Origin of the sequence: Pseudomonas sp. BF-RE-21 (assembly GCF_019947305.1) — a bacterium.
GTDB lineage: Bacteria > Pseudomonadota > Gammaproteobacteria > Pseudomonadales > Pseudomonadaceae > Aquipseudomonas > Aquipseudomonas migulae.
In genome coordinates this window covers 37,273-56,600 of the sequence record NZ_JAGYGF010000021.1, presented here as the reverse complement: position 1 = coordinate 56,600, position 19,328 = coordinate 37,273, and the positions used below count along the sequence as shown (strand labels likewise).

The window sequence follows — 19,328 nt, the reverse complement described above, 5'->3', positions numbered from 1 at the left end:
TTTCACAAACTGGCTATCGAAACCGAATTGAGAGCCTATGGATTTTCGTACTCTGGACTAACGTTGGTCATAGCGACCTCCGGTTAGGTCGTTTTTTACAGGCGTCACCGCTGAATGAAAAGCGCGACGACTCAATCACTGCTTTCGGTCAGTGCATCAACCGGAGGCTTTTAACGCTGACTGGAGTGTGAGCAGGTAAAAAACGCCGCTGGTCGATGGCGATTTGGACAAGAACGACTGGAGCTAACCTCTCAATGTCTGGATAATGGCCATATGCCTCCACCCGCATAGCCCATAGATAAGGACATCCATTCAGTGAAGCTGCCGTCCCCCATTTTGCTCCTCGCTTGCGCTCTGCTCCTGCCCACCGTCGCCCAAGCCAACGATGCAGCGTTGACCGAAACGCTCAAGGCACTCACCCACTGCGACGCCACCTTCTTCGCCCGCTTGAACACACACCGCGATGCCTGGGGCGCGATTGCGCCTATTGAACAGCGAAAAGATGCGGCGTGGATAGCCGTCAAAAACCGCGGCAGCAACCCGGAAAATTCGGTGCCTCTGCGCGGTACGCCGATTGTTGCCGGTATGAAACTGCTGTCCTATGTCGACGAGAGCAGCGACCTCGGCCAACTGGGTCACTACTATTTCTGGGGCTTCATTGTTGAAGGCGGCGTAGACGAAGTGGCTAGGCGCCTCGCGCCGCTGATGGAACAACCGGGGCAACTGCAGAATATTGGCTCGTCTTATGTGCGCAGTGAACTCAAGGTCGGTGACCAATGGCGACTCATCCAGCCGCAGCCAGGCACGGCGCCGGGTAGCAAGCGTGTGGAACGCATCTTGATCGTCGAGGCGGAAGGCAAACAGGGCACTCAGTCGCGGGTCAATTGTTCCCTGCAAGGCGCCGTTGACGGTGCGATGCTCGCCCAACTGCGCCCGGACATCACGCCGGCTGATTATCCTCAGCCACTACCGGATACGAGCATTGCCGGCGTCGCCGTACCGGAGGACGTGCTCAAGAGCCTCGACTCGCCGCTGCTCAAACCGAAATTCAAAACGTTGAGCTACACCTATGCCACCCGAACCGGCGATGCGATCAAGGATCGTCCGGTGACGGTTGAGTACACCGCAGACGGCGCTTTGCTGAAGAAGAATGAGATCTACAACGAAGCCTTCCACGTCGAGCGTCTCACCCAGGCGGGCCTGATTCAGTTGAAGTCGAAAATGAACGGCATAGGCGATGGACGTGTGTTGCTCACCCGCGAACTTGAGGTCAAGGCCCCGACGAGCTGGAGCCCCGGCGAGACGTTGAGCGCTCGTCTGGTCATGCAAGAAGTGCCTGCTCAGCCAAGCGACAAACCCATGAAGTGGTCGACGACTTGCACCGTGGGTCAGCGCTTTCCTGCCCGGCAAGTATTCACCTCGCTGACAGGTGACGCCATCGCGCTGGAGTGCGACCAGGGCACCAGTAAAACTTCCGCCGCCTTTATCGAGGATTTGGGGGTTTCCCTGACACTGGAGTCGACGTCGAAAAATACGAAGAGCGTTTACACGTTCACAGCAGTGAATGTTGTGCGTTGAGCAGTCATCGAGACTGAACTGTCTGCCAGACCCGGACAGGACAAATAGCATTGTTTTTTTGCGCAACAATAGGATCTATTGATGAGAAAGTTCGTCCTTCCATTTGTTATCGCACTGCTGTGCCTGCACGGTTGTGCGGAAATGCCCCCGTACTCCAACGTCGATCCCGCCACGGCGGATGACGAGTCGCGTTATACCGTGCTCGAGACAGATACTTATGCGGACAGGGCCCAGCGTCACTTCGCCGATCTCCAGCCGGACCTGAACATCATAAGGATCAACGACAACAAAGTCGGCAACATTCCGTTCTCTACGTACTACTACAAGAACGACTCCCCGCAGCGCGCGGTGTTGAAGCCTGGCACCTACACCATCCAATTGGAATACCAGTTGCCCCGCTACTTCCTGTTTGCGGACCTGAAGTTCGAGGGCAAACCTGGCCAGAAAATAATGGCGCGCTCAAGGTATGTGGGCCTCAATCGGCTTGAAGTGTGGCTGGAGGATGCAGTCACTGGCGAGGTAGTGAGCACCCGCGTGCACTGACGGCCCACGTCCGTAGCACCAGCGTCGCTGCCCAGAAAATCGTTCAAGATCCATCGTGACCATCGAATGAGGTCTGCATTGCAAAGTCGAATACAACCGGAAATTGAGAGAGCGACCTACGATGAGTTCCTTGAGCTTTGGGACAGAGGCATGTTCGAAAATCAGCGTCTGGGTCAGGCTTTCTACAACCATTTCCGCCTGCATTGTTCTGGCGACCAGGCATTGCTACATCGTCTTTATGCATCTGACGGCAAGAAAGCCCTCAGTGCAATTGCTGATATTTTTCATATCAGGTAACCCACACCACTCTTCATTCGCCAGGCCGATTTGGGTCGATTCCAGGTCCTCACGACTGCAGAAATATCCAAAGGCAGTCACTAGCCGGGGATTTCAGGGACAGACCACATTTCGAAAATGTGGTCTGTCCCCTAATGACCCTCAGTTCTCGCACAGTTCGTGAATGGATGCTTCTGGCTGTGGATTCAACCGGTCGACGCAACAGATTGGCTAAATCGTTCAGCGGGTGTTTCGTTGTCTAGTGTTTTTCGAGGGCGGCTATTTTCTCCTGCTCTCGCGATTGCTTGACTCGTAGAGTGTTGAAAGAAGAGGTTTGCAAAAAATATTCGTCATTTACATGTACCTTCCAGCAGCAAAGGACGCTTGATGAGAACCCCGCTACTCGCCCTTACCCTCGCAGCTCTATTGAGCGCATGCGCCATCCCTTACGAAACCCCGGAAGCCCGCGCCAATATTGAACGCGATCTGAAGCTCAGAGCAGACGAAATCGTCACTATCACCGAAACCAACTGGTGTTTATCTGCCTATGGTGATTTGCAAGTGTGCAGACCCAAGCAAGGCCTGGGTGTGCTGACCAAGAGCAAGCTAGTACTGGCCTTCTATAGGGGCGGCATCTACCAGCAAGCTGAAGTCATCAACGCCAGCGATGTGCAGTGTGCCCACCTGCAAAGTGGCAGAGCCGCAGCCGATACCTTCTACCTGTTCAGTGAACGTTGGGCCGCCATGCTGGCGCCAATTACCGTGGGAGGTGCCTTGGCCCTCGACAAGAAAGCCCAGTTCCTGAGCGTGCTAGTGCCGCCAAACACTGAGAGCTTCACGGCTGGGCAAGGAAATTTTATTCAGGTCACCGATCGCAAGAATTACTCGGCTGTGGCGGTTCCAGGTACCAAAACCTATGTAGGATCCAGCGAGAGTATTTACCAGATTTTTAATCCGTGTACGCAGGGAAAGAATCGCTCAGCCGGATCCTAAGTACTGACCTGACCTGACCTTTCGAGTGAAACAGTCCCAGCAGCAATTGCAGCGCAAGAATCCAATGCAGGCCCGATGCGCCGGGCCTGTCGAGAGCCGACAGTCGGCTGCCGACAGTTACAGACGCAATGAAACAGAAGGACTGCATTGGGTCGATATCTGCCTTTCACAACAGGCAACAAACGGCCAGACCATCAGCCGCGACTTGTGCAAGAAAGCCTTACCCACTGAAAAATCACCGCAGATTAAAAATCAATTTGCCTGCCGCCGATTTGAGTTTCCGTATCACTCTGACCGGCAACCTTAGCCGAAGCGCTAATTGCATTTTGATTCGCCCAATCACGAAGTTTTGTAAACTCGTCTTTACGCATTTTGCTCATTGGTACTAAACGCGAAATAGTAGTTTCAAAATCAACCATAGTCAGGTCGCTTACATCACCGGAGCCATTCATCCGTCGTGAGAACGCTTCAATCAGCGAGTCCCCAACCCAAGCTTCGATTTCAGCACCAGAAAGCACAATGTCTTTACCAAAATTCGACTCGCCTCCTAGAGCAGCCAATCGATCCAAATCAAATTTTTCTGGGTCACGTTTCAATTTCTTCAGATGTATTTCAAGAATCTTCTTTCTTTCTAATGTCGATGGGAAGTCAACGAAAAATATTTCGTCGAATCGCCCCTTTCTCAACAACTCCGGAGGTAAGCTGTTGATGTTGTTAGCGGTAGCAAACACAAAAACAGGCGCCGTTTTTTCTTGCATCCAAGTCAACAGTGTGCCGAATACGCGTGTAGCCGTGCCACCATCAGATGCTCCTCCGGAAGAGCCGGAAAGTCCTTTTTCAATTTCATCGATCCATAGGATGCAGGGCGAAATAGCTTCGGCAGTACGTAGTGCGGAACGAATATTGGATTCTGAAGAGCCAACCACCCCTTGGAAGATTTTCCCCATGTCCAAACGCAATAACGGCATATTCCAAGACGACGATACGCATTTCGCCGTTAGAGACTTACCGCAACCAGGAACTCCAGTTAAGAGCAAACCCTTCGGGGTTCCGACACCGAACTCCTGAGCAATCTGCCCAAAACACTGGCTACGCAAATGGAGCCACTTCTTAAGAGTTGCCAGCCCTCCAACATCCTCAAGATTTACCTTTGAGTCGATGTATTCCAAGATACCTGTTTTCCGTATAATTTGTCTTTTTTCGGAAAGCAGATCTTTTACGGTATTTTCATTTACACTCAGACTGGATACCAATGAACGAGACAAGCTATTGTCAATTTCTAATCCCGTGAGGCCCAAAGCGGCATCAATGAGTTTATCTTTGGTTTCGCTAGAAAGATCAATCTTAACGCTGCTGTTGCCTTGCCAGGAATTAACAAAGTTATTTATCTGAGTCTTAACTTCATCTCTTGATGGCAAAGGAAAATCAATCAACGTGATTTCCTTTTGAAGATCATTGGCAATTTCAAAGCTGGGCGCCACGATAATGCAATTGCTTCGATATCCACGTGAGCGGATATTTATGGCTAAATCTCGAAGTCGACGACGATAGACAGGATTTGAGCTTGAGGAAAGGTAGTTATGAGCATCACAAAAAACAAAAATATTTTTGCTGCCCTCCTCCTTCGCCTTTTCTTCGCAAAAGTCCAAGGCCATTTTCAAATCAAAGGTTTTATCCCCAGCCACGACGCCATTTATCTGGACTCCTAGCGTCGAGTTCCAAACGAACAAACGATGGCCAAGCGCCTTGGCGATTTCAGAAACTTCAATGAGTGCACGCTCTTCCTCGAAAGTTTCAATGACCAAAATCGCATAACGCGCTTTGAGGTAATCTGTTATCTGCTTGGTACGGCTCATGCCTATTATCCCTGCGCTTGAACTGAGTTATACATGCATCGGAAGACCGGTTTTGGTAACACCAGATTTTGAAACAACAAACTCGACAACTCTTCTAGTACGGAAAAAGTCAATGTCGACTCTGTCGCTGGTTTTGATAATCTGCTTGTGCTGATAGGGGTGATTCGCGTTATGCCGATACCGACCAGCCAGCGTCAAGTCTACGGCTTTAACAACACGAATCATGGCTTCATTCTGGAATATCTCTTTTGGCGTATAGCCTGTATAAAGTATCCAGTTTTTCTCGCCATTGACGGCATGTATTAATTGCGCCAAGGCTGGCGCCTGGTCGAGCGGTTCCCCCCCAGAGAGGGTAACCCCAGCGATGTCCAGCGCATTTATCTTCTGTGCCAATTCATAAATAGGCATCAGCGTACTCGCTTCGCGAGCGTGGGTCTTCTGATTGAAGCACCCCTTACAATTCAGCGCACAACCCTGCACCCATAATGTCAAGCGCAACCCGGGGCCGTTAACGCTGCTCAATTCCATATGGTGTACATTGATTTCCATTTAGAAATTCGCACTGAGAATTTGAAGGGTTTGCTCTTCATGGACTACGGTATATTCCGGCTTCCACTCAGTCACAAGTTCCGCAGTAGGGCTAGAAAGTAGAGATTCAAGCTCTTCAGTAAGTTTTGTGCAAATATCGCCTTTCACGCCATGCACTTCCTCCGTAATTTCATCGCCCGTAAAGGTGACATGAATGCTGTATTCGTAGCTAGGTCCAAATTCAACCTCGAACCCTTGAAGAGTTTCTTTCACTCTTGCTGGAACACCTGATGCGTCTATGCGCTTGATGGTTTCATCGATGGCTACGCTGATGTACGCTTTCTGAAAGCTTAAAGCCAAATCAGCCATTATCGCTTCGTCGTCGGACGAAATAGTTCCCCGTTCGATGAGGAGTTTGTAGGAGCCCTCCTCAATTTGGCAAACAAATAGATTGAATTTATCAGCCGTTTGGCCACAAATAGCCCTAAATTGCTGCTTGCCCATATAGCCTATTTTGCTCAATACCTTTTTACTGAAGTCGCTGGCAAATACGGAAACCAGACCAGTCGTTGGGCTTAGGCCCATCTTGCCGAACGCTTTGGCAATGGCTTCTTCATTAACATAAGAAAATTCAAACTTTGTACAATGAGACATTGTTAAAGCTCCAGCCTGCGACCGGGAACAACTTCTTCGGCGTTCTGGATAGCAATTATTACGTCAGGGGCTACCTCAATGTTGCGCATAGGCGCCGTGGATGCAAGCGCAGCCTCAGGCGCAACAATTTCTGAAACCGATGTGGGAGTTCCAGAGTTGACAACTACCCGACGTCTTTGTGCTGTCTGTGATGCACCACTACCACAAAGAAGACTTGCATCAATCGCTTCCAGCAGCCTTCTTATTACCAGAATAGGATTTGATGTGAGCTTTTCATATAGCCCAATGCGCAACAAAGCATCGGCTCCATCATTGAATTGCAATTTAACGAAGTAATTTTGATTTTCATCGCCAGCGATCCCAATGCGCGAGACCTGATTCAGATCCCGCGACAGCTTTCTCCAAAGATACCCATCAAACGACGCTACAATGAATTTTGTCGCTGTTGCGGCAAAAGCATTGCTACCAACTTCAACCTCGTCAGCATCAAAATTCTGGTAGCTGACCAGAATTTTCTCCCCCACAGGAAATCCCAGAGCGGTTGCCAAATATTCATTTGTCGAAAAATCGATATCTGCGTGAAATTTTAGGCTTTTTGACAGAACATAAAGGCTAAAGATGCCTACTAATCCATAGCCTATTGCTCTCAGCGCGTCTTCCGGTGCAAGAGCCACAAAAACTGCGAAAATAAAAACAATGATTCCGTAACCGTAATTTATGGCCGTCTTTGTACTGAGCTTTTTATTTCTATAAGCCTGAAATGTTTTGCCGGGAATATATTTTTTTGAAGGTGCAAATAGCAGGAGGCACACACCAAAAAAAATCAGACCAATAAGCCCCATTGCAGCCTGGCGCTTTTGCCCATTTTGCAACCCTTCAAGAAACATCCACGCACCGGTAACGATGAAAACAGGTAAGCATGCCAGTATTGCAAGTCCCGTTTTCTTACCTTTGGTGGCCATCATCATTTTCCACATCGGGATAGTCTTTATCATTCACAAACCTTCTAGAGTTGGTGCAGAAGCGCGTAGTGAGGGGCTGACTGTAGAACTACTCATTGATCTATGCTACATGACAATCTTTGCTTTATCACGCGCTAGGGATGGCCTGAAGTAGCCATACGTTTCGGGCTAACTTCGACCACTGCCGATTTTGAAAGTGGCGAGTCGATCCAAAACGCTCAGATCACTCACTCATTTCTGGTTTTTCAGCCGCAGCGAGCACCTCGCAGCGGCCATTCCCCGTATTACAGGCGCACCTCTCCTGCGTTGCTCTATAAATGTCGGCGGGCCATCCACAGATTTCCGATTTTGTAGTGGCCTGGGCTGTTGCAGTTACACATGCAGCAAGCACGAACGATTAAACACAATATTTCAAAGTAATTACCTTACGCTCAATACCTAACGCTTTGGCATCATCAATAGAGAGCATCACGGGTAGTTGGCTCCGCTACAGATCGTAGCTGCTGTGCACATTACACTCGAGCGGTAGCTCCGGCAAGGCGCCAAGCACTCGTTTGCGAATGCCAAGATCGGACTTCAAAAAACGCCTCCAGTTATTGAAACTGAACGGGGAACACTATCGGCATAGTTGTTGCGACACAAATCAGCTAACCCTGAAAAAGGCTATCAGTGCTAAAGCGCCGTGCGGAAACGATGATTCGGCAAGAACCCCTGTTTCGATTATCGTTTCCAGGTCTTACTTCAACCCGAAGTTACACTTCAGTTCGACGATACGGGCCCACGATGCTGGTGGGCCTCCGGAGTGGTTGGCCGGCCACAAACGACCCAAAGCAGACGGTGGTGGTAGACAGGAAATCGGCCAAAAGTGGTCGTTCAGGTCAACCGCCGAATCGGTGAGACCCTTTAGTCATGCTCAATTAACAGGGATGGCATTTGGAGTTCCACCTCTTTACGGCACAACGAATGTCGACCGCATACCCCGTATGCGGCCTGCGTTCTCGGGTTCTTAGCGATGTCTAGGGTCGACGATTAGTAGTTCCCTGCCCAGATTCCTGGACGCCGGGCATTCCAAGGCAAAGCACGCTCCAACTGCGCAGCCAGTTGCAGTAACAGATCTTCGCGGCCATAGCCTGCCCCGAACTGCATACCAATAGGCAAGCCATTCGTCGAGTCGTGCGCCAGAGGCATCGACATGGCTGGGCATCCGCTGACGTTGAAAACTGCGGTGAATGGGGAGTGATCGAACACTCTCGCCATCCAGCCGCGCCCATCAAGTATTTCTTGGCCTGCATTGTATTGGCCAATAACTGGCTGAGCATTGGGTAACGTCGGGGTTAGAAGCACGTCGTAGTTGCTGAACAGTTGGCCCATGTTCCGGGTCACGATATTGCGTTGGTACATCGCGCCCAACAGTTCGGTCGCGCTTAATTCCTGGCCGAGCCGGTATAAAGCGAGTGTTGCGGGCTCAAGTGTGGACTCATCAATGCCTCGGCCAGTTACAGCCGCAATCGCGTCAATCCAAGCAGCTGTGTTGCTGGACCAGAATCGTGCATTGAGTTCCACAAACGCTTCCCAGCTCAGACCGATATCAGCGATTACGGGCGTGACATGATGGCCTAGGTTTTCAAGTGTCTGGCAGACCATTTTTAAACTGGCGCTCACCTCGGGTGATGTCAACAGACCGTTCAGGGCATGTTCTTGCACGGCAATGCGCAGAGACCCGGGCTCGCGATTCAGCAGCGACATGTAGGCTTGGTTCGGTGGTGCAATGTGGAAAGGATCGCCCACAGCTGGGCCGTGCACAGCGTCCAGCAAGCTGGCGGTATCCCGAACCGAACGACTCAGGACACCGTGCACAGCGAGCCCAGCCCACACTTCATCTACATCAGGGCCCATGGGTAAACGGCCACGACTTGGCTTCAAGCCGAACAGCCCGCAGGACGCTGCGGGTACTCGTATCGAACCGCCGCCATCAGTCGCATGAGCCACCGGCACTACACCTGCAGCCACGGCGGCCGCCGAACCACCGCTGGAGCCACCGGCACTGCGAGTCAGATCCCATGGATTGCGGGTCGGACCGTCCACACGGTTTTCTGTAGTCGTGCTGGCGGCCAGTTCTGGAGTGGTGGTGCGGCCAAGTGTGAGAAGACCGCTACGGCGGAATCTACTCATCAACTCTGAATCTGAATCGGCAACGCAGCCCTGTGCAAGCCGGCTACCCAACTCATTGCGACGATTACGCGCAGTCAGCCCCAGATCTTTAACCAGCATCGGCACACCTTGCAGTGGGCCTGCCTGGGCCTGTGGCTCGTCTTCCCAGGTTTCGATTACCGCGTTGATGTGAGGGTTAAGCGCCTTTATTGCGCAAAGGGCAGCGCTTCGAACTTCGACTTCGCTGATTTGGCGGTCGGCAATCAGAGCTGCCAGGCCCACGGCGTCATGTTCAGCGTACTCGGAAAGATTCATACATATCTCCTGTGATGAGTAATCTATACTGATCGGTATCGCACGATACTTGTCAGTATCATGCGATACTGTATAGTATCGATGTCAAGCAGAATTCGATTTCCAGAGAGTGTTAGCCGTGGAAAAGCCCATACGTCCTGAACGCATCGCACAGTTGCCACCCCGTGAGCGCATCATCGATGCCGCTCACGCGCTATTTTTCGAACAGGGCATTTCCCGAGTGACAGTGGACGCCATTGCCGCTTTGGCGGGTTCAACAAAAATGACGCTGTATCGGCATTTCGAGACAAAGGATTTGCTGGTACTGGAGTGGTTGCGGCTTCTCACTGAGCAGTACAGCGCGGTGCTTGACGATCTCGCAGAACAACTGCCTGGTCAGCCCGTTATGCAATTATTGGGATTTGCCGAATTCATCGCGGCGGATCTAGAAAAATCGGGTTATCGCGGTTGCCCGTTCACTAATAGCCTGGCTGAGCTCGCAGACCAGTTGCATCCTGCTCGGCTGTTGATCGAGGCGCATAAACGGCGTCAGTTTCAGCGAGTAGCAGAATTGTGTGAGGAGGCGCGGCTGGCAGACCCACTCGACAAAGCTCAGGAGCTGACCCTGCTACTCGAGGGTGCGCAGGTCGTGGCTCAGAACAAGGGAATGTCCGATGTGGCCAGCCAGCTTTTGAGAATGGTACGTAAGCGTCTGGGAATATCCGCGTGAATAAAAAACAGGCCTACTGGTGAACGCATCAGCAGTTGACCAAGGGGCAAGCTTGTCGATTGGTTGCTCGCTCCGAGTATCTGAGGGCGAGCGTCCGCCTCTGGCCGATTGCGCCCCTCCTTGACTGGCGGCTATGGGTCGTTCGCTGCCCCTCGCGATAGGTCGTTATCAACCATTTGATGTGTCTACACCTTTGAGGGATATCCGCCCAGCTAACTTCCGTACAAACCCGGGAAACGTATCAAGTCAGCAACTCGCTAATCCATCGCGCCTGCCGGGCGACATCCTGCACCTTCTCCTCAGGCACGGCCTGTCGCGCGTGGGCGAACTGGGTCAGGGTCTGTTGCTTGTGGCGCAGGATGCGCTGCCATTTGACCAGGAACGCCGGGGTGCGTGCCTGCATCTGCAGCGGGCCGAAGTACAGTTCTTCGGCGGTGTACGTCACCGGTCCGGCGCGCTCGGCGACGATGATTTCGTAGTCGAAACGGTTTTCGCGCAGCACTTCCTCGCAGAGGATGCGGTAGCCATTTTCCATCAGCCATTGGCGCAGTGGCTGCTCGCCACCGTTGGGCTGCAGGATCAAGCGTTCCTGGCCGCTCAGGTGCGCCTTGCCGCTGTCGAGGATGTCGCGGATCGTCTCGCCGCCCATGCCGCAGAGGCTGATCGCGGTGATCCCGTCGCCCGGTTCGATTGCCGCCAGGCCATCGGCCAGGCGCACGGTGATGTGCTGGTCCAGGCCGTTTTCGCGCACGGTGCGTTCGGCCGAGTGGAACGGCGTCAATGCCACCTCGCCCGCCACCGCCGACGCAATGGCACCACGGCGCATCAACGCCACCGGCAAGTAGGCATGATCCGAGCCGATATCGGCCAGGCGCGCACCGGCTGGCATATGCGCAGCCACGCGCTCCAGGCGCATGGACAATGTCTGTTCGTTCAACTGCAGTTCCTTTTCACCACGGATGTCCGGCACCGTTGGCATGAGTGCGGGCCGCACATGATGCTTGGTGAGGGTGGCAGGGTAAAGCGCCGGCGCGGGTTGTGTGATGAACTGCCTGTCGTCTTGCCTTCGGGTAGACAGGCTCGAACGGTTGAATCGCCCTACTCCCGATCTTTCGTCGTACGGATGAGGTTGCCCCGTAACTTCACGATTGCCTGCTGCAATTGCACGAAGTCGTCGGCATCCAGACCGGTTTGCGGGAAGCCGTCTTCGGACAGACCTTCACGCAATTTTCGCCCCTCTTTTGTGAGGCTGATCCGCACTTGGCGTTCGTCTTCCGGGTCGCGCTGGCGCAGCACATAACCCATGGCTTCCAGCTTCTTCAGGATCGGAGTGAGGGTGTTGGATTCCAGGAACAGTTTTTCGCCGAGGCTGCCAACGGTCTGGTTGTCTTCCTCCCACAGCGCCACGAGGGTGATGTATTGCGTGTAGGTGAGTCCGAGCCGTTCGAGCATTGGCTTGTAAGCCTTGCCGAAGGCGAGGTTGGAGGAATAGACCGCAAAACACAGGAAGTCGGAAAGCTTCAGGTCGAGGGCGGATGTCTTTTCAGTGGGTTTCATGAACATTCTCCGGGCCAAAGACAAATGGATCGCAAGGCCCGACTATACATCGCATGCGATGGTGTCGGAAGTGCTCGTTCCTCTGATGTTCGTTATCCACGTGCAGCAGGCCGGTGACGGACACTGCCGCCGTCCCTGTCGGGTGTCACCCCTCACCCGGGTGACACCAGAACTGACCAGCATGCGAAACGGAACCGGTGACGGCTACAAGCGCCGTCACCGGTTCAACCTCTCAAGCCAGCCGATTACAGATCGGTGATTTCCTTGTGGCGCGGTACCAGCAGTTTCATCACGCTCCACGCCACCAGGTAGGCCACCGCACAGATGGCGAACATGATCATGTAGCCGGTGTGAATATCGTTGATCGATTTGTAGTAGTCGAACACCCAACCGCCAAGCTTCGTCATCGCAACACCGCCCATGCCGCCGGCCAAACCGCCAATGCCGACCACTGACGCGATGGATTTTTGCGGGAACATGTCAGACACGGTGGTGAAGATGTTGCACGACCACGCCTGATGCGCCGACGCCCCGATGCCGATCAATATCACCGGTACCCAAAAGCTGATGTAACCCAGTGGCTGAGCCAGCAACACCAGCAGCGGGAAGAAGGCGATGACCAGCATGGCTTTCATCCGGCCGTCATACGGCGCATCGCCACGTGCCATGAAATAGCTCGGGAACCAGCCGCCGCCAATACTGCCGACCATGGTCATGCTGTACAGCACGGCCAAAGGCAACACGATGGCCGCGCCCTTCATGCCGTACTGCGCCGACAGGTAGGTTGGCAGCCAGAACAGGAAGAACCACCACACACCGTCGGTCATGAATTTGCCGAAGGCGAACGCCCAGGTCTGACGGTAGGTCAGCAACTTGAACCACGAGACTTTTTTCTCGGCAACGCCCGGTGCAGGGGTGGCAATCACCTGCGCATCGCTGCGGATGAAGGCCAGTTCCTCTGCCGAGAGGCGTTTTTGATTTTCAGGTTTTTCGTACAGCGCAATCCACACGGCCACCCAGACAAAGCCCAGCATGCCGATCACGATGAACGCCGCTTCCCAACCCCACAGGGCGGCAATCAGCGGCACGCAGATCGGCGCCAGGATCGCGCCCACGTTGGCGCCGGAGTTGAAGATACCGGTGGCGAAGGAGCGTTCCTTCTTCGGGAAGTATTCGGCCGTAGCCTTGATCGCAATCGGGAAGTTACCCGCCTCGCCTATCGCCAGCACGGCGCGGGACAGCATGAAACCGGCGATAGAGACCGGGATCACCGCAAGACCGAACGCACTGCTCACCGCTGCGATGCCCTCGCCCATCGGCACTGAAAAGGCATGCATCATGGCGCCGGTCGACCAGACAGCGATCGCGATGATGTAGGCCTTCTTGGTGCCGATCTTGTCGACGAAACGGCCGGCAAACAGCATGGAAATCGCGTACACAAACTGGAAAACGGAAGCGATGTTGGCGTAGTCGCTGTTGCTCCAGCCAAATTGCGTCGACAGATCCGGCGCCAACAGGCTGAGCACCTGGCGGTCGAGGTAGTTGACGGTGGTGGCGAAGAACAACAGTGCACAGATCGTCCAGCGATATTTGCCGACGGACTGGCCGACACGTTGCGCATTGATGGGCTCGTTCAGATTCATGGCATCACTTTATTATTGGATTGTGGTGATGATCTCTCGGTTTCAAGCGAGATCAATTCTTACGCGCAGCGAACTGCTCTGTGGCTATCGTCAGACGAGTAGCACGTGCAATCGGGGGGTATCTACAGATAACGGGGATGACTGAGCACCTGGGCAGGCAATCAGGACCGGACCACAAGAAGCGGTATGCGGGAAGGCTGGAAAGCGGATTGAGTTCATGATGGGACCCGGTTTTTGTTTTTAGGGGTGTAACATCGTATGTCGTCGTACAACTGCGCCTTTTATAACGACTCCCCTACCCGGCTGTCAATCCGGAAAATGGCCGTTCGTCTCGACAGACAACCCGCCGAACGGCAAAGGCTGTGCCGCCCTTGAAGAGATTAGTGGTCCGGGTGTGGCCGTGGGCATTTGAAAATCAGATAGTCGTACGACAACGCATGTCGTGACGAACACTTCAACTGTAGGAGCGAGCCTGCTCGCGATGGACGTAAACGAAAACGCGTGTTATCTGGCTCAACGCGGTGTTCTGGAGTCCATCGCGAGCCGGCTCGCTCCTACCATTTTTGAGGGGGCTTATTTGACCAGCCGTTTTTCCTTGGACGGCCTGTACCCGAAATACGAGCTGTAGCACTTGCTGAAATGACTCGGAGACACAAAACCACAGGCCACCAGCACATCCACCTGGGACAGTTCCGTGTGCTGCAGCAGGCGCCGCGCTTCGGTAATGCGCAATTCCATGTAATAGCGCTGAGGCGTGGTGCCGAGTTGCTCCTTGAACAGACGCTCGAGTTGGCGGCGAGAACGGCCTGCGTAAACGGCCAACTGCTCCAACTCCAGAGGCTCTTCGAGGTTGGCGTCCATCAGCTTCACCACCTCGCGCAAGGGTGCGCTCACGCAGACATTTTCCGTCGGTTTGATCCGCCGGTAACGCGACTCTTCGAACGCGAGGATGTCCTCGATCCCTTCGACAAGAGCCTTGTCGTGCAAGCTCTTGATCCAGTCCAGCGCCATGTGGAACGCGCCCGAAGGACTGGACGCCGTGAGCCGGTCTCGATCAATGACAAAAGGCTCGCTGGTGACATGCGCCGCTTTCGCCACTTCCGCGAGCGCGGGGCGATGTTCGGGATGAATCGCGCAGCGATAGCCGTCGAGCAAGCCGGCACTCCCGAGGAACCAGGCGCCATTCCACAATCCGGCCAGGCTCACGCCATGGTCGGCGGCCGCTCTCAACAGACTGGTCAACTCGTCAGAGGCCTTCAGCTCGGTCCTGTAGCCACCACAAATGACCAACAGATCGAGGTCGTGCACGACGGAGCAATCAATGCGCGCATCCGGCCGGATGACCAGCCCCAGATCGCTGATGACCTCCCCGTCGTGCAAGCCGAACGTGCGCGACGAGAACAGTTTTGGCCGTAGCAGATTCGCCGTGATGATCGTATCCAGTGCCTGCGTAAATGCCGGCAGCGAAAAATGTTCGAGCAGCAAAAAGCCTGTCCGTGTCAGTTGAACAGGCTCGTCGGGGTTGTCGTTCAGATAGCGAAGATTTTTCCCCTTCATGCCTCCGCTAAATTGGCGTCGTTCGATCAAAGTTTTAGGCACTCGGTTACGGCGTAGATAAAACCTAATGCTACCTGCTGACGCTCAAAACACCCTAGCGCCATTTACACCTCTTCACGCCAACTGAAAGCCATGACGAAGCGGGTCCTTGTCATCGACAAAAATGGTGTTGTGCCCGGTAATCTGCGCCCAGCCACCGATGCTGGGGCGAATGCCGTCGAATGGGCCGACTTTCACCGCAGACTCGACTTTGCCTTCGAAAATCGTGCCGATCAGGCTCTCATTGCGGAACGTCTCGCCCACGCGCAACCGACCCTTCCCCACCAGTTGCGCCATCCGCGCCGACGTCCCGGTGCCGCCGGGAGAGCGGTCAATCGCTTTGTCGCCGTAGAACACCGCACTGCGGCCATCGGCGGCGGTGCCGTGTTCGTCGTCGCACCAGATGACATGGTGAACGCCACTGATCCGGTTGTTTTCGGGATGCACGGGATCACACACGCCTGCCAATGCCGAACGAAGTTTCTGACTCAGGCTGACGATGTCTGCGGTCGTCATCCCTGTCAGGCCGGCCCAACTTTCTTGCGGTTCAACCACTGCATAGAAATTGCCGCCATAGGCAATGTCGACGGTGAAGGTTCCAACGTCCGGCACCTCGACCACCACGTCGGCGCTGTGCAGGTAGCTGGCCACGTTGAACAGTCGGATCGAGTCCACGTATTCGCCGCTCATGACGTAATCGACATCGACGCGCCCGGCCGGTGTTTCGATGGCCAGCCGGCCCGGTTCACGAGGCGTCACCAGCCCCTCTTCGATCACCACGGTGGACAAGCCGATCGTCCCCGCCCCGCACATCGGCAGGCAGCCGCTGACTTCGATGAACAACGCACCAAAATCGCAGTCGTCGCGGTTCGACGGGTAGATGATCACGCCGGACATGATGTCGTGCCCACGGGGTTCGAACATCAGCGCGGTGCGAACCCAGTCATGGTCACGCACGAAAATCTCACGGCGTTCGGCCATCGAAACGGACGGCAGCAGAGGCCCGCCGCCAGTCACGACCCGCACCGGGTTCCCGCACGCATGGGAGTCGACACAAAAAAAGCTACGTCTCATTCTGAAGGTCTCTCAAAGAAGTGCGCGTGGGGAGTGACGCTGCAACGCGCCGCGTGTCAGCCGGTCCAGCAACAGTGCCACCGCGACGATCGCCAGACCGGCGCGCAGCCCCAGGCCCATCTCCATTCTGGAGAGACCTCGTGTCACTTCGGCACCGAGACCTCCGGCACCAACCAGGCCCGCCAACACCACCATCGCCAGGGACATGAGGATGCACTGGTTGAGCCCGACCAACAGCGTCGGTGCGGCCGTCGGCAGTTCGATCTTGAACAGAATGTCCCGGGGTGAAGCGCCGGACGCCTGGCCCAGTTCCAGCAGGTCTTTCGGCAACTGTTTGAACGCCAGGGTGGTCAGCCTGAGCATCGGCGGAATGCCGTAGACGATGGTCGCGATAATCGCCGGCACTCGCCCGAGGCTGAACAGCATCACGGCGGGAATCAGGTAAACCCACGGTGGCACGGTTTGCATGATGTTGAGGATCGGCAGGAAGGCTTCATCCACGCGCTTTACCCGTGCAGCCAGCACACCAAGCGGAAAGGCGATGGCCACCGAGATCAACACCGCCACCGAAACCAGCGCGATGGTTTGCATGGAGGCCGCCCAAAGGCCGGCGAACAGGCAAAACGCCAACATCAAGGCGGCAAACACCGCGACGCGTTTGTTGGCAAAAAAGAACGCGCCGACCACGACGATGGCGATGAACAGATAAGGATGCGGCGCCAGCAACGCGGACTCCACCGCGCCCAGCACCGCCTCGATGACTTGGCTGATGCCTTTGAACACACCATGCAGATTGGCGTTCAGCCAATCGACTGCGGGCGCCAGGAATTCACCCGGGGAAAATTGCAGTTCTGAGGCACTCATTGGCTTTCTCCCATCCGCGAGCGGGCAGCGTGCTGCGCCAACCGATCCAGAATCATGGTCAGAATGACGATGGCGATGGCCGCGTTGATCGACTTGGCGATATCCAGTGTGCGAACAGCGCCGTAGATCGATTCACCCAGCCCGCCGGAGCCGACGATGCCGGCGATAACCACCATGCCGAACGCCATCATCAAGCTCTGGTTCACCCCGGCCATGATGCTGGGCTTGGCGAACGGCAGGCGAATCTTGAAAAACATTTGCCAGCCAGTGACACCACTGGCATCGCCCAGCTCGATGAACTCTCGCGGGGTCATCCGAATCCCCAGGGATGTCAGGCGTATCGCCGGCGGCACGGCCACGATAAAAGTCGCCAGCAGTGCGGTGGCCGGGCCGTAGCCCAACAGCGCGATGGCCGGCAACAGGTAGATGTAGGGCGGCATGGTCTGGATAAGGTCCAGCACCGGATCGACCACGCGATCAACCGACGGCGCGAGGCCGGCCAGCACGCCCAGTGGAATCGCGACCACCAGCGCCAGTACGGTGGCCGTCAGCACCAGCGCAAGCGTGCTGACCGTCTCTGGCCACAAGCCGATCACGTCGCAGAACACCAGCGCGAGGCCCGCGAGAATCGCGAATCGGGCGCCCACCACCCGCCATCCGATCAGGGCGATGGCCAGCGCGACGAGGTAATACGGCGGATAGGCAATGCACCAAAGCACACTTTTATAAACGCCCGTCAGCAGTGCATTGACGCCGTCGAACAAAAACTCGCCGTGATCCGAGAGCCATTCCAGACTCGAGTCGATGGTCGCGTCGAATTGATCGGAAAAGTCCGGAATGCTCATGTCGATGCCTCCAGAACGGTGTCGGTTGTTGAGGCCGAGAATTCATTCGGAATGCCCTGAACACCGCGAAGCAAATCGCGCGGCGTAATGATGCCCACCACCACGCCATTGTCGATGACTGCCAGCGCGTCGCGCTCGGACTTCATCGTCAATCCGATCAGTTCGTTGATGTCTGCGCCCAGCGAAGTCTTGCTCAGCCTGGAAATGTCGCATCCCGGGTTTGCGACCTTGAAAGGCTCGACCGGCGTCATGACCGAGTGAGCCTTGACCAGGTGCAGCCGGGAAATACCTGCCACAAATTCCGCGACATAATCGTCCGCCGGGTTAAGCACGATTTCCTCGGCGGTGCCGACCTGGATGATCACGCCATCCTTCATGATCGCGATGCGATCACCGATGCGGATGGCCTCGTCCAGGTCGTGAGTAATGAAGACCGCCGACTTGCCAAGCTCCTTGGTCAGCTGGCGAAACTCGTCCTGCAACTGCCGGCGAATCAATGGATCAAGCGCACTGAACGGTTCATCCATCAAAATCACTTCAGGGTCGGCGGTAATCGCACGGGCCAGGCCGACACGTTGCTGCATGCCGCCAGACAACTCCGTGGGGTAACGCGATGACCATTCGCTCAGCCCCACTTTGGCCAGTGCCTGCTCGGCCACTTTGTACCGCTCAGCCTTGCCGACGCCCTGCACTTCCAGGCCGAATGCCGTGTTCTCCAGCACCGTTCGATTGGGCAACAACGCCACACTCTGGAAGACCATGCCGATGTGACGCGCCCTCACCTCTCGAAGCTGCGCCGGTGTCAGGGAAGACAGGTCCTTGCCTTTGACCAGCACTTTGCCTGAGCTCGGTGTGATCAGTTTGTTGAGGAGCCTGATCAAGGTGGATTTGCCACTGCCGGACAAGCCCATGATGCAGAAGATTTCGCCTCTTCGAACCTGGAGGCTGACGTCGGAGACCCCGACCACACAGCCGTAGTTTTGCAGGATCTGAGTCTTGGTCAGCCCTTGCTGAGTGACAGCGTTCATCGCTGCCGGTGCGGCTTTCCCGAAGATTTTCCAGACTGACTGGCAATCTATCAGCACTTCGTTAGTGTCTATTTTGGCCGTTGTCATTTTCGTAACCCGTGAACCAGTTTTCTGGTTTCTCTAATGAATCAAAGGGCGGCAGTGGCGTAAGGCATC

18 protein-coding genes are annotated in these 19,328 nt (G+C 54.9%); 5 read left to right on the top strand and 13 right to left on the bottom strand.

Annotated elements, in window-relative coordinates; translation table 11 throughout:
- Positions 1-315: 315 nt before the first annotated feature.
- From KGB25_RS15860 to KGB25_RS15845, 4 genes are all read left to right on the top strand, one after another.
- The gene (locus KGB25_RS15860; RefSeq protein ID WP_223435644.1) at positions 316-1,578 is read left to right on the top strand and encodes a hypothetical protein; all 1,263 of its coding nucleotides are present in this window, start codon (positions 316-318) and stop codon (positions 1,576-1,578) included.
- Positions 1,579-1,659: 81 nt separating this feature from the next.
- Complete coding sequence (locus KGB25_RS15855) at positions 1,660-2,121, top strand: hypothetical protein (protein WP_223435640.1); 462 nt, start codon at positions 1,660-1,662, stop codon at positions 2,119-2,121.
- A 150-nt stretch (positions 2,122-2,271) separates the two neighbouring features.
- The gene (locus KGB25_RS15850; RefSeq protein ID WP_317850697.1) at positions 2,272-2,418 is read left to right on the top strand and encodes a hypothetical protein; all 147 of its coding nucleotides are present in this window, start codon (positions 2,272-2,274) and stop codon (positions 2,416-2,418) included.
- Positions 2,419-2,784: 366 nt separating this feature from the next.
- Positions 2,785-3,390 (top strand): hypothetical protein, encoded by a 606-nt coding sequence (locus KGB25_RS15845; protein ID WP_223435639.1) that lies wholly within the window; start codon positions 2,785-2,787, stop codon positions 3,388-3,390.
- Between the two features lie 245 nt (positions 3,391-3,635).
- On the opposite strand, the gene KGB25_RS15840 is transcribed toward KGB25_RS15845, so the two are convergent.
- The 5 genes from KGB25_RS15840 to KGB25_RS15820 all read right to left on the bottom strand — a co-directional run bounded on the left by KGB25_RS15840 (position 3,636) and on the right by KGB25_RS15820 (position 9,856).
- Positions 3,636-5,246, bottom strand: coding sequence for an AAA family ATPase (locus KGB25_RS15840; RefSeq protein WP_223435637.1), 1,611 nt, complete (start codon positions 5,244-5,246; stop codon positions 3,636-3,638).
- Between the two features lie 27 nt (positions 5,247-5,273).
- Complete coding sequence (locus tag KGB25_RS15835) at positions 5,274-5,795, bottom strand: 4Fe-4S single cluster domain-containing protein (protein WP_223435633.1); 522 nt, start codon at positions 5,793-5,795, stop codon at positions 5,274-5,276.
- The gene (locus tag KGB25_RS15830) at positions 5,796-6,428 is read right to left on the bottom strand and encodes a DUF2997 domain-containing protein (RefSeq protein ID WP_223435631.1); all 633 of its coding nucleotides are present in this window, start codon (positions 6,426-6,428) and stop codon (positions 5,796-5,798) included.
- Positions 6,429-6,430: 2 nt separating this feature from the next.
- Positions 6,431-7,423, bottom strand: coding sequence for a hypothetical protein (locus tag KGB25_RS15825; protein ID WP_207284469.1), 993 nt, complete (start codon positions 7,421-7,423; stop codon positions 6,431-6,433).
- A gap of 996 nt (positions 7,424-8,419) precedes the next feature.
- A complete protein-coding gene (locus tag KGB25_RS15820; protein WP_223435629.1) occupies positions 8,420-9,856 on the bottom strand; it encodes an amidase in 1,437 nt (478 codons plus the stop codon).
- Between the two features lie 118 nt (positions 9,857-9,974).
- Between KGB25_RS15820 and KGB25_RS15815 the strand changes: the two genes are divergently transcribed.
- The gene (locus tag KGB25_RS15815) at positions 9,975-10,565 is read left to right on the top strand and encodes a TetR/AcrR family transcriptional regulator (protein ID WP_008038793.1); all 591 of its coding nucleotides are present in this window, start codon (positions 9,975-9,977) and stop codon (positions 10,563-10,565) included.
- 241 nt (positions 10,566-10,806) lie between these two features.
- Here the strand turns inward: KGB25_RS15815 and KGB25_RS15810 are convergent, their stop codons facing one another.
- From KGB25_RS15810 to KGB25_RS15775, 8 genes are all read right to left on the bottom strand, one after another.
- Positions 10,807-11,502, bottom strand: coding sequence for a tRNA (adenine(22)-N(1))-methyltransferase (locus KGB25_RS15810; protein ID WP_310650437.1), 696 nt, complete (start codon positions 11,500-11,502; stop codon positions 10,807-10,809).
- A gap of 161 nt (positions 11,503-11,663) precedes the next feature.
- Positions 11,664-12,122 carry a MarR family winged helix-turn-helix transcriptional regulator gene (locus KGB25_RS15805; protein WP_008033385.1) on the bottom strand — a complete coding sequence of 153 codons (459 nt, stop codon included), beginning with the start codon at positions 12,120-12,122 and terminating at the stop codon, positions 11,664-11,666.
- 245 nt (positions 12,123-12,367) lie between these two features.
- Entirely contained in the window at positions 12,368-13,765 is a 1,398-nt protein-coding gene (locus KGB25_RS15800) for an MFS transporter (protein ID WP_008033386.1), read from the bottom strand.
- 573 nt (positions 13,766-14,338) lie between these two features.
- On the bottom strand, positions 14,339-15,322 hold the full coding sequence (locus KGB25_RS15795; protein ID WP_008038798.1) for a GlxA family transcriptional regulator: 984 nt from the start codon (positions 15,320-15,322) through the stop codon (positions 14,339-14,341).
- Between the two features lie 114 nt (positions 15,323-15,436).
- On the bottom strand, positions 15,437-16,435 hold the full coding sequence (locus tag KGB25_RS15790) for a 4-hydroxyproline epimerase (RefSeq protein ID WP_223435628.1): 999 nt from the start codon (positions 16,433-16,435) through the stop codon (positions 15,437-15,439).
- 12 nt (positions 16,436-16,447) lie between these two features.
- On the bottom strand, positions 16,448-17,299 hold the full coding sequence (locus KGB25_RS15785) for an ABC transporter permease (protein WP_008033394.1): 852 nt from the start codon (positions 17,297-17,299) through the stop codon (positions 16,448-16,450).
- Positions 17,296-18,144, bottom strand: a complete 849-nt coding sequence (locus KGB25_RS15780; protein ID WP_008038802.1) for an ABC transporter permease — start codon at positions 18,142-18,144, stop codon at positions 17,296-17,298. The genes KGB25_RS15785 and KGB25_RS15780 overlap by 4 nt, the downstream gene beginning before the upstream one ends.
- Positions 18,141-19,259, bottom strand: coding sequence for a glycine betaine/L-proline ABC transporter ATP-binding protein (locus tag KGB25_RS15775; RefSeq protein WP_008033396.1), 1,119 nt, complete (start codon positions 19,257-19,259; stop codon positions 18,141-18,143). The genes KGB25_RS15780 and KGB25_RS15775 overlap by 4 nt, the downstream gene beginning before the upstream one ends.
- Positions 19,260-19,328 lie beyond the last annotated feature (69 nt).

Coding starts and splice junctions, on each gene's coding strand:
- KGB25_RS15830 (WP_223435631.1), bottom strand. CDS start 6,428: ATGTCTCATTGTACAAAGTTTGAATTTTCTTATGTTAATGAAGAAGCC.
- KGB25_RS15780 (WP_008038802.1), bottom strand. CDS start 18,144: ATGAGCATTCCGGACTTTTCCGATCAATTCGACGCGACCATCGACTCG.
- KGB25_RS15855 (WP_223435640.1), top strand. CDS start 1,660: ATGAGAAAGTTCGTCCTTCCATTTGTTATCGCACTGCTGTGCCTGCAC.
- KGB25_RS15850 (WP_317850697.1), top strand. CDS start 2,272: ATGTTCGAAAATCAGCGTCTGGGTCAGGCTTTCTACAACCATTTCCGC.
- KGB25_RS15800 (WP_008033386.1), bottom strand. CDS start 13,765: ATGAATCTGAACGAGCCCATCAATGCGCAACGTGTCGGCCAGTCCGTC.
- KGB25_RS15845 (WP_223435639.1), top strand. CDS start 2,785: ATGAGAACCCCGCTACTCGCCCTTACCCTCGCAGCTCTATTGAGCGCA.
- KGB25_RS15835 (WP_223435633.1), bottom strand. CDS start 5,795: ATGGAAATCAATGTACACCATATGGAATTGAGCAGCGTTAACGGCCCC.
- KGB25_RS15825 (WP_207284469.1), bottom strand. CDS start 7,423: ATGATAAAGACTATCCCGATGTGGAAAATGATGATGGCCACCAAAGGT.
- KGB25_RS15805 (WP_008033385.1), bottom strand. CDS start 12,122: ATGAAACCCACTGAAAAGACATCCGCCCTCGACCTGAAGCTTTCCGAC.
- KGB25_RS15775 (WP_008033396.1), bottom strand. CDS start 19,259: ATGACAACGGCCAAAATAGACACTAACGAAGTGCTGATAGATTGCCAG.
- KGB25_RS15795 (WP_008038798.1), bottom strand. CDS start 15,322: ATGAAGGGGAAAAATCTTCGCTATCTGAACGACAACCCCGACGAGCCT.
- KGB25_RS15790 (WP_223435628.1), bottom strand. CDS start 16,435: ATGAGACGTAGCTTTTTTTGTGTCGACTCCCATGCGTGCGGGAACCCG.
- KGB25_RS15820 (WP_223435629.1), bottom strand. CDS start 9,856: ATGAATCTTTCCGAGTACGCTGAACATGACGCCGTGGGCCTGGCAGCT.
- KGB25_RS15785 (WP_008033394.1), bottom strand. CDS start 17,299: ATGAGTGCCTCAGAACTGCAATTTTCCCCGGGTGAATTCCTGGCGCCC.
- KGB25_RS15840 (WP_223435637.1), bottom strand. CDS start 5,246: ATGAGCCGTACCAAGCAGATAACAGATTACCTCAAAGCGCGTTATGCG.